This window comes from Microcoleus sp. Pol7_A1 (genome assembly GCF_036701085.1).
In the GTDB taxonomy this organism is placed as follows: domain Bacteria; phylum Cyanobacteriota; class Cyanobacteriia; order Cyanobacteriales; family Microcoleaceae; genus Microcoleus; species Microcoleus asticus.
Window position 1 is genome coordinate 142,825 of record NZ_JAUBQD010000003.1, and the last position, 14,100, is coordinate 156,924.

The following is a 14,100-nucleotide window of genomic DNA, read 5'->3' on the forward strand; positions in this document are numbered from 1 at the left end:
GGCAAATCAATAAAAGAAATTCAACCAGAACACAAATTAAGAGCTTAACTGATCGCTTGCTTACTGTGGCCTAACCTGAGTATGATCCTGTTTGAATTCGCAACCCAAATTCTACCCAAGGTTTCAGCTTATGCCGTTCATGCCCTTCAATTTCCTGTTCCTATGGCTGGTAGGACTGCTGTCCGTCGGGGTACTTGGCGGAGGTATATACATTATTTACGAATGGTACATCGGCGCACTTGTAGGGATTTCCTACTTAGTAAGCGGAGTGTTGATGGTTCTTTGGTCTGTTGGCGGCCGCTTTATCAGTTTGCCGTTGTTCCGCCGCCCCGGTGCTGACGAACCGAAGCCGACGCGGACGGGTACGGTTGAGCGGATAGAGAGGCCTGATGGCACTATTTTACAAGTAGAATTCTACGGTCCAGAGGACGGACAGCCGATTATTCTCTCCCATGGTTGGGGGCCGAACAGTATGGTTTGGTATTACGCGAAACGGCAACTAAGCGATCGCTTCCGAGTGATTGTTTGGGATCTTCCAGGTTTGGGAAAATCCACTCGACCAAAAAACAGCGATTACTCCCTAGAAAAATTTGCCCGCGATCTCGAAGCCGTCATTGCCATAGCAGGAAATAAACCTGTTATCCTACTCGGACACAGCATGGGCGGCATGATTTCTCTAACATTCAGTCGGCTTTTTCCAGAACTTCTCGGTAGTCGAGTAGCTGGTTTAATTCTGGTAGATACGACTTATACTAATCCTCTCAAAACCGCTATTTTTAGCGGTTTATGGCGCGCTTTGCAGAAGCCGCTGCTCCAACCTCTGCTCTACCTCACCGCAGCTCTTGAACCCATTATGTGGGGAATGACTTGGCTGAGCTATCTCAATGGTTCACTGCACATCAGTGTAGAATTATCGGGATTTAAAGGCACTGAAACGCGCGGTCAATTAGAGTTTTCAGCTTTATTATCAGCCTTGGGTTCTCCCGGCGTTCTCGCTCGCGGCACACTGGGAATGCTCAAATATGATGAAACAAAAACTTTGCGATCGATTGACATTCCAGTGTTGGTGATCTGCGGCGATTCAGATATCGCCACTACCCCCCCAGCTAGCCTGCGAATGAAAGCAGAATTACCTCAAGCAGAGCTAGTTACTATCAAGCGAGGAGGACACATGGCATTAATGGAACATAACCAGCAGTTTGCAGAAGCTGTCAGGGCATTCTGCACTGAAATAGTGTAATCGGCGTACTAGGCGCACCATATTTCAATACGCTTGGGTTAAGGAAAATTGTAGCGAAAATGTTGGGCGGAGGGTTCGTTCCCTCGGCGCCCAACCTACGCACTGATTCGGTCTAGTTCCTAGACCTCTTTGTCACCCTCCCACCTTTAACTGAAAATGCGCTTGACGGCAGGAATACGAGCCAACACGAAATAATCCAACAGCAGAACGGTGACGAGTGAAAGTCCTACAAGCGGGAAGGCAATCCCTAAAACAGCAACGATTGCGAGTGGCACTTTCCATCCCTGAACATGGGTGGGCATTGCAGGCGCACCGAGCCAACCCGTCCCTTTCGGACGACGCTGCCACCACATCACCGTACCACTTACTGAAAGCACAATCAAAATTAACGCTGCAAACAACATCAGTAGTTGATTGCTCAATCCAAAATATTTGCCCATGTGAATGGAAATTCCCATTGATACGACTTTGGGTACTAACCCGTAATCCTTCCACCGCACATCTGTTAATACTTTGCCACTGTATTGATCGATGTGCAAAGTGATTTCTTGCGCCGGATTATTTGGAAATGCCGAAACCGTATACACACCCGTTTTGGATTCTGGAAAACTAACACTAAATCCAGGGGGTGCGCCTTTTGCTTGAGCTAAATTTACAACAGAATCTAGATTTACGGACGTATCAGCAAGAGTTCGCTCGATAACTTCGTTGTGTCCTGAATGATGCTCATATCTAGGCGTACTCGATTTAGGAATTGGTAATTGCTCTACTGCCCAAGGCACAACTTGATTGCCCTGCTGATTGAGGGAGCCTGTGAGTGTTGTCGATTGAGGCACGTTATCCCGCATTTGTGCAGGGTAGTAGTTCGACAAACGAGCGAAGGTATCTCCCCAAAAACCTGTCCAGGGTAGTCCACTGAGGATGAGGAAGCCAATTAGCAATACGCCATAAAATCCCGAAACGGCGTGTAAGTCCCGCCAAAATACCCGCTTATTCTGGCTCCACACACGCGGAATTAATGTTCCTAAAAAAGTTACTTTGCCGCGAGGCAACCACAGATACAATCCTGTAATCAGCAGCACAAGCCCCCAACAGGAAGCAAGCTCTACTAAATAATCTCCCAATTTTCCGATCATCAGTTCGCCGTGAATTTTGCGTGCGATCGCTTGGAGATTATTATTTTCATCGCGATCGCCTAAAATCTTAGCCGTATAAGGATTCACGAAAACGGCTAGTGTTCTTTCATCTTTAGTCGCGATCGTCACTTCAGCACTACGATTAGACGCAGCGCTCGGCGTAAATTTTGTTACTTTGGCATCAGGATAAGTTCGTTGAACAACTGCCACCTGTTGAGTATAAGGCATCACCACATCCGCAGGCTGCACAAACATATTCTGGTGATACATCGCAGCATCTAATTGCGGTTTAAACAGGTAAATGATGCCTGTGATTGACAAAATCAGCATGAAAGGAATAACAAACAAGCCTGCATAGAAGTGCCATCGCCAAACGGTGCGATAAAAACGATTACTGGGAGGTTCAGCAACCAGTGAAGGGTTCAAAACGCTGTTCAATTTACTCATTGTCGTTTGCCAAACAAAATATCGAGAAAAAACCATTATGCTACACAAGTATGAAAAATGTCAAAAGACAGGCTGTTAAACAGAGTTGCTGCTTCTGAAGTCTTTAGCCGTCAGTAATCCTAATGAAGATTTATTAAACAGGGAAAGTAACTAAAGACCAGTATATTGCAATACCGTTCAGTTAAGGCTGCCTATCTTTTTTTAGCATAAGCGATGCTCAATCTTTACTCCATCAGGGTTTGATGAGGGTTGTCATCCGGGAGCATCTCCTATTTGTAAAAACACTTCTTTTGGCTCCTTCCTTCTTCCTCTTTCCTCCTGCCTCCTGCCTCAAAACTCCAATTTCTAGCTTGGCTCCAAAAGTGAGATGCTCCCGGATGCCAATTCCACAAAACAATCAAAATCATCCCGCAATTATGTAAGGGCTTAGAATTCCACATCTTCTCGCTCATTTTCGTCGGTTCTGGGAGCATCCAAACCTTTCGCTGCCCAGCGCATTGTCTCAATGTATTTTGCCAGACTCGCCACAGTCGGAGCCTCAAACAAATTGCTGACCGATAACTCGACTTGCAAAGCGTCTCGGATGCGAGAAATTAACTGAGTTGCTAGCAGGGAATGCCCGCCTAGTTCAAAGAAATTATCGTAGATACTAACCTGCTGTTTTCCCAAAACTTTAGCCCAAATTTTCCCGATCGCCTTTTCGAGTTCAGTCCTAGGCGCTACATAATTTTCTGTTGTATCCTCGCTGTCTGTATCTATATCAGGCAAGGCGTGGCGGTCTACTTTGCCATTAGGTGTCAGTGGCATATTCTCCAACACTGCATAAGTTGCAGGAACCATATATCCTGGTAACTTTCCTTTCAAAAATTGGCGCAAGTCACTTGACTTGAGATTGGGAATTTCTAATTTCTCATTAATGCCGTCAGGAATAACATAAGCTACCAAATGTTTATCGTCGGGGATGTCTTCCCTCACAATTACTACTGCTTCGCGCACTTGTGGATGCTGGCACAAAGCCGCTTCAATTTCTCCCAATTCGATGCGGTAGCCGCGAATTTTTACTTGGTCGTCAACGCGACCTAAAAACTCGATGTTGCCGTCAACCCAATAGCGGCCTAAATCACCGGTTTTATAAAGGCTAGAACCAGATTTATTGCTAAAAGGATTAGGAATGAATGCAGCAGCAGTTAAATCAGGCTGGTTGAGGTAGCCTTTCGCCAGTCCGTCACCGCCGAGATACAATTGACCTATAACACCGATCGCCACCGGCTGCAAATCCGTATCGAGGAGATAAATTTGCGTGTTGGCGATCGGGCGGCCGATGGGGATAGATGTTGCGGTTTCGGGTACGTCTTGCACGCAATAATAAGCCGAAAATGTGGTATTTTCTGTAGGCCCGTAAACGTGAATTAATTGAGTGGTTGGATTTTCTTTTAAAACTTTTTTAACCCATCTCATATCGACCGATTCTCCGCCAAACAGCAAGCAGCGCAGCGAATTAAAAGCTTGCGGTAAAACTCTAGCAATTTGTTGAAATAAGGCAGTTGTTAAAAACAAAACAGTGATACCTTCTTGGCGCAGTTCTAAGGCTAAATCGTGAGGCGAAAGGGTAATATTTGTGCTAATTCCCACGAGTTGAGCGCCGTTAAGCAAGGCTCCCCAAATCTCGAACGTGGCTGCATCGAATGAAGCGTTTGATGCTTGGGCAATTTTATCGGTAGGTTCTATTTTTATATAGTTGGTGTTGAGTACCAGCCGATTTACTGCTTTGTGGGTGACAGCAACTCCCTTGGGTTTTCCTGTTGAGCCAGATGTGTAAATAACGTAAGCTAGGTTGTCTGCTGTTACGGTGTGGGCGGGATTTTCGGCGCTTTCTTTGGCTATGTGTTCCCAGTCGCGATCGAAGTAAATCACCGAGTTTGAGAAGTCTCGGAAATTCTCAATCAATTTATCCTGAATTAGCAAGACTTTAACTCGAGCATCTTCCAGCATCAAGTTTAGCCGATCGCGCGGATAGCTCGGATCTAACGGTAGGTAAGCTCCTCCCGCTTTCAGTACAGCCAACATCCCGACAATTAGGTCGATCGATCGCTCTGCACAAAGCCCCACTAAAACCTCCGCCCCCACGCCCAGTTTTTGTAGGTAGCGCGCCAGTTGGTTGCTGCGACTGTTGAGTTCTCTGTAAGTGAGCTGCTGGCTGTCGAAAGTTAGGGCGACATCCTCCAGATGCTGCTCAACTCGCTCTTCAAATAACTGATGAATGCACTTATTTTGAGTATAATCTGTCCGAGTATCGTTCCATTCTCTGAATAATTGATTCACTTCATCCTCGCTCAATAAAGGTAAGTTAGCGATTCTTTGTTCTGGATTAGCCACAATGCTTTCCAGCAGCGTTTTAAAATGCCTCAGCATTCGGGCGATCGTAACTTCATCAAATAAATCCGTATTGTACACAGCTAAGCCTCTGAGGCCTTCCGAATCTTCCCAATGTTCGCCGTATCTGCTCCTAAAATTATCGGAAGCTTCCCACAAATACAGCTCTAAATCAAAGCGCGTTGTTTGAGTCTCCAAAGGGAAAGAACTCAACTTTAATTCTGGCAATTCTAGCTCGTCCAGCGGCGCATTTTGCAGCCCGAATACCACCTGAAACAGCGGGTGGCGATTCAACGATCGCTCTGGGTGCAATTCCTCGACGAGCTTCTCAAAAGGCAAATCTTGGTGAGCGTAAGCTCCCAGAGTTACTTCTCGCACCCGGCCCAAAAAATCTCGAAATGTCGGGTTTCCCGAGCAGTCTGTTCGCAGCACTAAACTGTTGACAAAAAAACCGATTAATGCTTCTATCTCGCTGCGGTTGCGATTGGCGATCGGCGAACCGACAACAATATCTTCTTGTTGCGAGTAGCGGTAAAGCAAAGTTTGAAAGGCTGCGAGCACAGTCATAAATAAAGTCGCTCCTTCTCGCTGCGAGAGCGCTACAAGTGCGTCCTTCAGCTTTTTAGGCAGTTCTAAATATTGAGTTTTTCCCCGATAATTTTGCCTAGCGGGTGCAGGGCGATCCGTCGGCAAATTTAACACAGAAATTCCGTGCAATTGCTGCCGCCAATAAGCTAGCTGAGTTTCTAATACTTCACCTTGCAGCCATTCGCGCTGCCACTCGGCAAAGTCGGCATATTGAAGTGATAATTCTGGCAGGGGAGATGGCTGTCGATCGATCAAAGCTGTATAGATAACCTCCAGTTCTCGAATTAGCACGCCGATCGACCAATCATCGGAGGCTATGTGGTGCATATTTAGCAAGAGAATATGCTCGGTCTCTGTCAGCCGCAGGATGGTTACTCGCATCAGGGGGCCGGTGGATAAATTGAAAGGGCGAATAGATTCTGCTGCGGCGAGTTTCTTTGCTTCTGTTTCCCGTAGTTCTGGTGGCAAATTTTGCAAGTCTAATACTTTTAAATTAGTCTTGAAAGCGGGAGAGATTATCTGCACTGGTTGCCCTGATACTGCGGCAAAAGTCGTTCGCAAAGTTTCGTGGCGCTGCACTATTTCGTTAAATGTTTGCTCTAAAGCTGTTAAGTTGAGGGAACCAGTTAAGCGCAGTGCTGTTACTACATTATAGAAAGGGTTTTCCGGTGCGAATTGGTCGAGAAACCACAAGCGCTGCTGGGCAAATGATGCCGGAAAGACAAAGACTTCGGCTTCTGAGGAAATATTCAGTTTTTGTCGATCGTTTGTAAAGGAATTGTCATAAATTTCGGATGCCATATCTATTGCTCTTGGGGGATGAGGTGTGTTAATTTTTTGATGGCGCGGGGTGGCTTTTTGACGGTGCGATCGCCTCTTAAAACTTTCGCGAGCAAAAGATCGGAACCTTTAATATAATAAATCTGGGTGCGGGAGTGCGAGAGAAAGGCGGGCAAAAGAAACCGGATTTCTGGCCGCAGCATCAAGTTATCCGTTGAGGGGCTAGGAGTGCCACCCCCCAATCAAATTTAGTCGCGGAACGGGCTCTTAGGCTTGTGATTCGGGTGCAATCTGGTGAGTTAGATGCGAGAATTTCCGGGATCAATCCGTGAAGAGGTCAAGCTGTAGTATGATTTTTAATTGCACAAAGTGTTCTTGGGGCGATTAAGAGCGGGATAGCTTTGCTTCACGCAATTTTCTCACATTTCTAGTTTAGCGACTACTATTGATTAAACAGTGTTCGCAATCTCTTAGATCAACTCACTATAACTTGCGACCTGATTTGGCAAAATACTTAAGAACACTGAACGTGCAGTTTAAATTAGAGGTTATGGGCTAATGGCGCAGCGGAACGTATACTCGTCAAAGGGCGAGCCAGAGGATGCACAATCAGCAGAAGAAGTCCTCCACTCAGTAATGCAAGAACTCGACGCTTTGCATGAAAATGTCAAAGGTCAGTTAAATCAGGACATTACTCGGCTGCAAACTGAAAAAAATCACCTGATTGAGGATATTGAAGACCTCCGGGAGCAATATCGCAAATTGCAGTCTCAGCAAATGGAATCTCTGTCTGGGCGATACATTCAGCAGCAGCAATTGTGGCTGAAGCAGTTGGCTCAAGTTTTGGCTCACAATTTGCAAGATTTGTTGGTGCAGCGGTTCAACGAACTCAGCGCTAACTCGGGACATTCTCTCAGCAGCCCTATCCCCAGCGGGGAGTTCCCGATACCCCTGCCGCCGAGCAACTACGACGAACGGGCCTCGGAGTTGCTGGCGGCGCTGGATGAAAGGATCGATCGCAGTTTCCAGATGCTGGAACAAGATTTAACCAGTTACGAAAGTGAGCTTTCCGTGCGGCTCAACAACATGAAAACCCTGGAACTGCAAGGGGAAGAGCTGTTACAAAATCTCGTAAACCGCATCAGAGAAGAACTCGAAGCAGAAGAAGAATATCTTGAGAATCCTTTCGACGCTCAAGATTCCTATCCCGAGGAATCAACTAATTCTGTTAATTCTGTCCGCCCGCCATTAGTGCAGCCAACACCTGTGGAAACGCCGCGGGAACCCGTGCCGGAACCCTCTTCAGTGCCCTCTCCAGCAACCGCTAAAGCAGCTTCTCAAGTACAGACAGGTTTGGTGCTGGCTTTGTCTTCGGCGGTGGTATTGTCGCTATTTAATGTGTGTTTGAGAATTCTGATTAAAGGCAAAAATCCTCGGATGGTTTTTGGCTTGTTTGAATTTCCGGGGGTGGTGACTCCAGGTTTTGGAAATTCTTTGTTGATTTTGTTGATGCGGCTGATCGTGGTGATGGCTTTGATGCCGATATTGGCGACATTTTTGTATCCTTCTGTGTGGAAAGATATTAGACGGTTGTTCCAGTCGGGCGATCGAGCTTTGTGGAGCAAGGTTTTAGGAAGCGCATTTTTTCTGTTTTTGTCTCAGGTTTTGATTTATTTGGCGATCGGTAATATTCCGGCGGGGATTGCGATTACGATTTTCTTTATTTATCCGATCGTCACCGTACTGGGTTCTTGGATCTTGTTTGGTTCTCGCCCCACCACAGTCGGCTTTTTGGCGATAGTCGGGATTACCGCAGGTCTGATTTTAGCTGGGTGGCCGAGTTTTGCGGCCCCAGCTCCGGGCGGCGGCAATGTTGGAGTGGGAGTCGCTGCAGCACTGGCTTCTGGGATTACCTTTGCAGGTTACGTATTGCTGACGCAAATGGCCGCGGGCAAGCTGCACCCCATTCCTTTTAGTTTAGTTAATTTCGCCGCGATTTTTGTATTTTCGTCCCTGAGTTTGTGGGTGCCGCTGTCGGAAAATTTATCTCCTAAAATCGACCAAAATGTTTGGCCTGGTTTGATTTTAGGAGGTGTTGTTTTAGGGGTGCTGACGCTGTTTAGCTATCTTTTGAATAATTTTGCCATCCGCTTTGCGGGGGCGGCCTTAGCGTCAGTAATTGGCACTTTGGGGCCAGCAATGACCGCACTCTTCGGTTTTCTAATTATCAATGAAAAGTTGCAGCCTGTGGCAATTCTCGGCATGGCTGTGGTGACGTTGAGCGTGGCTGCTATGAGTGTGGAACGCATAGTCGCTCCTCAGAAGAAGGCTAGTTAAGGCCAGAATTTGTCCTTCATACAGCAGATTCCACGTTGATGAATGACACCCGCCGATCGCTCAATCCTCGTAGGGACAAGGCACTGCCGTGTCCCTACTGCTGTTAATAAACCTGGGATACGCTGTATCTATCCAATTTAAAATCTAAAATCTAAAATCTAAAATCGACCTGACTTATGACTACAGTCATTAAAATATTGCCCAACTTAAAGGAGTTCCTAAAACTTCCAGAAACTGAGCCAGCTTCCGAATATATCAACAAACAAATCATTCAAAAACCCATCCCCCAAGGTGAACATAGCAGATTGCAGGGTAAGCTTTGCAATGTCATCTACCAAATAGTCGAAACACCCAAGATTGCTTATGCTTTTCCCGAGTTGCGTTGCACTTTCGGCGGTGCATCACTCGTCCCAGATGTAGCAGTATTCCGGTGGGAAAGAATTCCCTTTCTACCATCGGGTAGAATTGCTAACCGCTTTGAAATTTATCCAGACTGGGCGATCGAAATTCTTTCTCCCGAACAAAGCCAAACAAAAGTGCTTGCTAAATTACTTGCTTGTTCGCAACAAGGCACTGAATTGGGGTGGTTAATAATTCCAGAAGAAGAAAGTATTTTAGCGGTATTTCCCGGGCAAAGAGTGGAACTGTACGAAGGTGCCACTGATTTGCCAATACTTAATGGAATCGAGTTAGAATTGACTGTTGAAACAGTTTTTAGCTGGTTGAGTTTTACTTAAGTTAAAAAGGCGTGACCCCGCTTGTTAAACAACAGAAAGAACCACTCGAAAACCCACAATACTAGCCTTACAATCCGGCTGATACCTGAGGCGGCACGCGCTGCGACAATTCGGAGAATGATCGTTCCAAGAACCTCCCCGCAACAACCTCAGCGAAGAGTCCCCGTCAGACTCCCAAACGCTGCCATCCGCAGGCGCACCGTTATAATTATGGTGCCAAGAATCCGCGCACCATTCCCAAACATTTCCGTGGAAATCGTACAATCCGAAAGCATTAGGTTGAAAACTGCCAACATCTGTCGTTTGAAAGCGATAAACTCCCTTCGGCGCGTCAGCGTAATTAGAATTTCCGTTGTAATTGGCTAACTCGCTGGTAATCGTTTCCCCAAAGTGAAACGGCCCCGTAGTTTGCCCCCGGCAAGCATATTCCCATTGGGCTTCGCTAGGCAAGCGATAATTCTTACCAGTTTTGCGAGAAAGTCGATCGCAAAACTCCACAGCCTCGTACCAAGATACATTTTCTACAGGTCGATTTGCACCTTTAAAACGGGCAGCATCGGGATTGAGAAATATTTTAATTTCCGGCAGCGCCGCAACTGCTGTCCACTGGGCTTGAGTGACTGGAAATTTGCTAATATAGAAAGAGCCTAAAGTTACTGGGTGCTGCGGTTTTTCGTCGCTGTCACCCCGCTCTTTTGGAGAACCCATGAGGAAAGTACCGCCAGGAACAGATACCATTTGCAGCGCTGTACTGCTACCAAGATGTTCTTCAAAAAAACGCGCTTGGCGGCTGTTAACATTAGTTTGCTTCCCGCGCTTGTCTACTGTCACCACCTGAAATTCAAAAGTGCTTTTGACAGCGGCCATTCTCTGCGAGACCTTGTTGGGAGGCGGATTGGTGTTGGATTTTCCTCTGGGATTGACAGAGATATTGCTATTGATTTGCCCGCTTTGATTGAGCGGAGTATGGATAGCAAGTGGCCCTCCCTTTGTCACAGAAGAATTTAAAGCAAGTGACCCTCCCTTTGTCACAGAAGAATTTAAAGCAAGTTGTCCTCCCTTGACAAAAGGGGGTTGGGGAGGTAAAGAATAGAGATTTAAAGCTTTGATTACTTCATCAGCAGATTGATATCTATTTTTGAGATAATCTTCAATTAACTTATCTAAAATTTTGGTCAGCTCGCTGCTGACTTTTGTGCCTGCTGGTAACCGTTCTCTCCACATCCAGTCGCCATTGATCGGGTCATAAAGGTCATCGGAACCGTCAACTTTTGGCAAACATTGAGTTAGCAGTCTCAGGCAAGTTATTCCCAAACTGTACAAATCGCTTCCGGGGAAAACTTGACCGCGCATTTGTTCTACCGGCGAATATCCAGGCGTTCCTACCGTCGTTCCTACTTTGCTCATCAGCGAGCCCGTCACTTGTTTGGAAATGCCGAAATCTATCAAAACTAACTCTCCCCGCCCTCCCCTTCGGAAAGCTGAATTCCGAAAATTTCCCGCCTTTGGCAGGGAGGAGCTAACAGAGGTGCGGCGCCGCATGATATTCTCAAGTTTGATGTCTCGGTGAATGACATGGCGATCGTGCACAAATTTCAAAATCGGCAAAATATCTGCCAGCAACTGCCAAATTTTATCTTCGCTAAAAACACCCTGCTGAGTTAATTCAGCCAGTAAAGTTTGCCCCTCAATCAACTCTTGTACTAAATAAAGTCGCTTGTCTTGTTCAAAATAAGCAATTAATCGAGGAATTTGGGGATGTTCACCGAGTTCGTAAAGTCGTTTCGCTTCTTGCTTAAACAATTCTGCGGCTTTTTCAAGTGCTGAGGTTCCTTGAAATTGGGGTACAAACTGCTTAATTACGCAGGGATCGTCCATGCGATCCGTATCTACCGCTTCATAAGTTCTGCCAAATCCCCCTTCGCCCAACAGTCGAATCACGCGGTAGCGGTTTCTGAAGAGAGGGTTGAGGCCTTGCAATCCGCAACTTTGACAAAATTTAGAGTTGTCGGGATTGAAAGGATGAGAACACGTGGGATTAGAGCAGTAGAACATATCTGGGAAGAAATGATCCGATGAAGATTATGATATATCTTTTTGGTTCCCTCATAAAATACTAACAATTAATAATTGATTATTGACAATTGACCGTAGGGAGGGCATTACCCCGCGCTTGTGTCGCCCCAACGGAGAAAGTAGAAGGGAGCATTTAAAACGCCAATTAATCCAAAGAAAGCGATTTGAGGGCAAAAAAGGTCAGCGCGATCGACCGATTTTAGCAACCCGCTTACCGCCGATATTCCTCTGGGGATTTTGGTAATTTCTTTACAGAGGGCAGTATAGTACAACTCGGCGATCGCGCAACCAAAAAGCGATCGCACTCTCCGTATAAAAATAAGACTATAAACTAACAGAGCGATCCTCTTCGAGGGCTTCGCTAACGCACCGAATTGAAGAGCCCTCCATCCACTGGTAATTTTAAAGTATTGCGTATTGCGATCGAGTGTTGGAAACTACAATTCCTCAAATGAATGATTAAATATTAATTTGTAGTTTGGGGCAACAATTGATTTAGTGCACCACACAAGTATCCCTTCACCGTGTCTTTACTTGCACCCACGCCACTCGGAAGGGTAAAGATCATCTCAACATTTAATAGATTGCCGTCCATTGAGGCAAATACGTCAATTGGCAAAGCACGCTGAAATGCTGTTGCGGGATTTTCGGCTTTCATTACACCTAAGTTCAGATCCGTGCTGAGAGTCTTGATGCCCTCGCGGGCCAAAATTGGTCGTAATTGGGAAAATGCTCTCTCTATCGATAAGCCCTCAACCTGAACACGTGCAGAAAAGGCTGCACCATTCAAAAAGTCCCCCTTTTTTTGAAAGCTTTCCTCGCAGGTTGTGGCAACAGCGGGGGTGGCTAAACACATGAGAGCTATAGTCAAGACAAGCGATCGCATATTAACTGAGTTATAAGAATGAAACAATCATCAAGATCGTAATGAACCATTATAGGATTGTTTGGCAAGTGATGCAAATACCTTCGATGGTTTTTAGCGTGAGTTGCAGTTCGATTAGTATTGGTTTCTATTTTAGCAAGTATCGAAACTAAAGAATTAAGAATAAATACTAAAAGGGCGATCGCACGCTCATTGAAGAGCGATGAAAGGCTATCTTCTCATTTTCCAACAGCATTTCAATCGCTTCACGTAGGTTCGATTATAGCTCGTCTCAAGTTGCTCCTTGAGAATGCGCTCTCTGAGAAACCAGTAACATAGGCTACATATAAAGCAGTGTCAGGGTCTTTCTGAACAACGGCAGTGAAATTTCTCATACAGTTAAAGTCAAATAGCTTGACTTTAAAGCAAAATTCAATAAAATTAAATTTAGCATATCTATCAACGACCCTAAGTAAAATCACTTAGACACAGGCTCCATGCAACCACCTAGAACTCCAGCAACGTTATATCCAATACGGATACCAAAGAGTCTAACATTGGGATGTTTCACACTCAGGTAATCAGCAGCGTGTCAACTATTTTCATCAACTTTATTATAGTCGCCTGTTTCTATATCAATGATAACCGTATTGCCAATATTCTCTTCTAATTCATTTTTTGGGCGGATGCTGCTCTCATACAAATGTTTCGCACGACGCGCGACTTTTTCACGACTCAAAGAGATTGTTTGCATACATTCCCCATTTTTTGTAACTGTAGATTCTGTTGCGGAATGGGGCTGTAATAGGCGACTTCACAATGTTTGTGGAGCGAATTCTTGGGTTTTACCTGCGGAATACTCAGCCATTGCTGAGGCTGCAAGTTTGGCAAGAGCGTCCAGAGAACGAGCATTGGCTCGATCGCATCTGGGATTGTCTTCAAGTTGTTCCAGAATCATTGAGCAGCCTCTTGCTCACTTGCAGACAGGGTTTTCAACTTACCGATAGTCTTCGAGGGCTTCGTTAACGCGCGCTCAATTAACTCAGTCATGGCTAGCACACTCTTACAATAAACCTCTTGCAAAAGTAGGGAAGGCGATCGCGACTTGTACCCTGGTAAGAACAACGATCGCGCCCGGTCGAAGTGGTCTAAATAAATTGTAGTAGGATGTATAATCCTAAGCTGGAATAATTTAGACTGAGACACATAATCAGCTATTTGGATGTAAAAAACCTGAGTTATGAAAACTTTAAGCGTCTGTGCGGAGTACGTCCAGAGACTTTTAAACAGGTGGTTAACGTAGTGCGATCGCATAATTTATCTGGATGCGCTTGGACAAGAACCAATTCTTGGTTTTTCAACTCCAGCACAGGTATTATAGTTAAACATTAGACCATGATGCACTTTAGTATTGAATGAGCGGAGAAAATATTGCCACTTGCTAACAAGCAGATGCTCTGCTCGTTTAAGTTTTCCCAACAGGCGATCGAACTTAGCTGTCTCAGGTTCCCATCTATAAAT

11 protein-coding genes are annotated in these 14,100 nt (G+C 45.6%); 4 read left to right on the forward strand and 7 right to left on the reverse strand.

Annotation, left to right across the window (positions count from 1 at the left end):
- Positions 1-130: 130 nt before the first annotated feature.
- Positions 131-1,240: an alpha/beta hydrolase gene (locus QUA20_RS03480; protein WP_333185428.1), complete on the forward strand. Its 1,110-nt coding sequence runs from the start codon at positions 131-133 to the stop codon at positions 1,238-1,240.
- 146 nt (positions 1,241-1,386) lie between these two features.
- Here QUA20_RS03480 and QUA20_RS03485 read toward each other — a convergent pair whose 3' ends face one another.
- The 3 genes from QUA20_RS03485 to QUA20_RS03495 form a co-directional block, all read right to left on the reverse strand.
- Positions 1,387-2,823 carry a PepSY domain-containing protein gene (locus QUA20_RS03485; protein ID WP_333185430.1) on the reverse strand — a complete coding sequence of 479 codons (1,437 nt, stop codon included), beginning with the start codon at positions 2,821-2,823 and terminating at the stop codon, positions 1,387-1,389.
- Positions 2,824-3,249: 426 nt separating this feature from the next.
- Positions 3,250-6,585 (reverse strand): amino acid adenylation domain-containing protein, encoded by a 3,336-nt coding sequence (locus tag QUA20_RS03490; protein ID WP_333185432.1) that lies wholly within the window; start codon positions 6,583-6,585, stop codon positions 3,250-3,252.
- A 2-nt stretch (positions 6,586-6,587) separates the two neighbouring features.
- The gene (locus QUA20_RS03495; RefSeq protein ID WP_333185434.1) at positions 6,588-6,767 is read right to left on the reverse strand and encodes a hypothetical protein; all 180 of its coding nucleotides are present in this window, start codon (positions 6,765-6,767) and stop codon (positions 6,588-6,590) included.
- 355 nt (positions 6,768-7,122) lie between these two features.
- Here QUA20_RS03495 and QUA20_RS03500 point away from each other — a divergent pair, with 355 nt between their 5' ends.
- Positions 7,123-8,901 (forward strand): EamA family transporter, encoded by a 1,779-nt coding sequence (locus tag QUA20_RS03500; RefSeq protein ID WP_333185436.1) that lies wholly within the window; start codon positions 7,123-7,125, stop codon positions 8,899-8,901.
- Positions 8,902-9,077: 176 nt separating this feature from the next.
- Complete coding sequence (locus QUA20_RS03505; protein ID WP_333185438.1) at positions 9,078-9,638, forward strand: Uma2 family endonuclease; 561 nt, start codon at positions 9,078-9,080, stop codon at positions 9,636-9,638.
- A gap of 24 nt (positions 9,639-9,662) precedes the next feature.
- On the opposite strand, the gene QUA20_RS03510 is transcribed toward QUA20_RS03505, so the two are convergent.
- A complete protein-coding gene (locus tag QUA20_RS03510; protein ID WP_445304638.1) occupies positions 9,663-11,693 on the reverse strand; it encodes an SUMF1/EgtB/PvdO family nonheme iron enzyme in 2,031 nt (676 codons plus the stop codon).
- An 82-nt stretch (positions 11,694-11,775) separates the two neighbouring features.
- Here QUA20_RS03510 and QUA20_RS03515 point away from each other — a divergent pair, with 82 nt between their 5' ends.
- Complete coding sequence (locus QUA20_RS03515; RefSeq protein WP_333185442.1) at positions 11,776-11,958, forward strand: hypothetical protein; 183 nt, start codon at positions 11,776-11,778, stop codon at positions 11,956-11,958.
- Between the two features lie 222 nt (positions 11,959-12,180).
- Here QUA20_RS03515 and QUA20_RS03520 read toward each other — a convergent pair whose 3' ends face one another.
- The 3 genes from QUA20_RS03520 to QUA20_RS03530 form a co-directional block, all read right to left on the reverse strand.
- Entirely contained in the window at positions 12,181-12,504 is a 324-nt protein-coding gene (locus QUA20_RS03520; RefSeq protein WP_333185444.1) for a hypothetical protein, read from the reverse strand.
- Between the two features lie 667 nt (positions 12,505-13,171).
- On the reverse strand, positions 13,172-13,333 hold the full coding sequence (locus QUA20_RS03525; protein ID WP_333185446.1) for a hypothetical protein: 162 nt from the start codon (positions 13,331-13,333) through the stop codon (positions 13,172-13,174).
- Between the two features lie 60 nt (positions 13,334-13,393).
- Positions 13,394-13,537: a hypothetical protein gene (locus tag QUA20_RS03530; RefSeq protein WP_333185448.1), complete on the reverse strand. Its 144-nt coding sequence runs from the start codon at positions 13,535-13,537 to the stop codon at positions 13,394-13,396.
- Between the last annotated feature and the right edge of the window lie 563 nt (positions 13,538-14,100).

Coding starts and splice junctions, on each gene's coding strand:
- QUA20_RS03490 (WP_333185432.1), bottom strand. CDS start 6,585: ATGGCATCCGAAATTTATGACAATTCCTTTACAAACGATCGACAAAAA.
- QUA20_RS03480 (WP_333185428.1), top strand. CDS start 131: ATGCCGTTCATGCCCTTCAATTTCCTGTTCCTATGGCTGGTAGGACTG.
- QUA20_RS03525 (WP_333185446.1), bottom strand. CDS start 13,333: ATGCAAACAATCTCTTTGAGTCGTGAAAAAGTCGCGCGTCGTGCGAAA.
- QUA20_RS03510 (WP_445304638.1), bottom strand. CDS start 11,693: ATGTTCTACTGCTCTAATCCCACGTGTTCTCATCCTTTCAATCCCGAC.
- QUA20_RS03485 (WP_333185430.1), bottom strand. CDS start 2,823: ATGAGTAAATTGAACAGCGTTTTGAACCCTTCACTGGTTGCTGAACCT.
- QUA20_RS03530 (WP_333185448.1), bottom strand. CDS start 13,537: ATGATTCTGGAACAACTTGAAGACAATCCCAGATGCGATCGAGCCAAT.
- QUA20_RS03495 (WP_333185434.1), bottom strand. CDS start 6,767: ATGCTGCGGCCAGAAATCCGGTTTCTTTTGCCCGCCTTTCTCTCGCAC.
- QUA20_RS03500 (WP_333185436.1), top strand. CDS start 7,123: ATGGCGCAGCGGAACGTATACTCGTCAAAGGGCGAGCCAGAGGATGCA.
- QUA20_RS03505 (WP_333185438.1), top strand. CDS start 9,078: ATGACTACAGTCATTAAAATATTGCCCAACTTAAAGGAGTTCCTAAAA.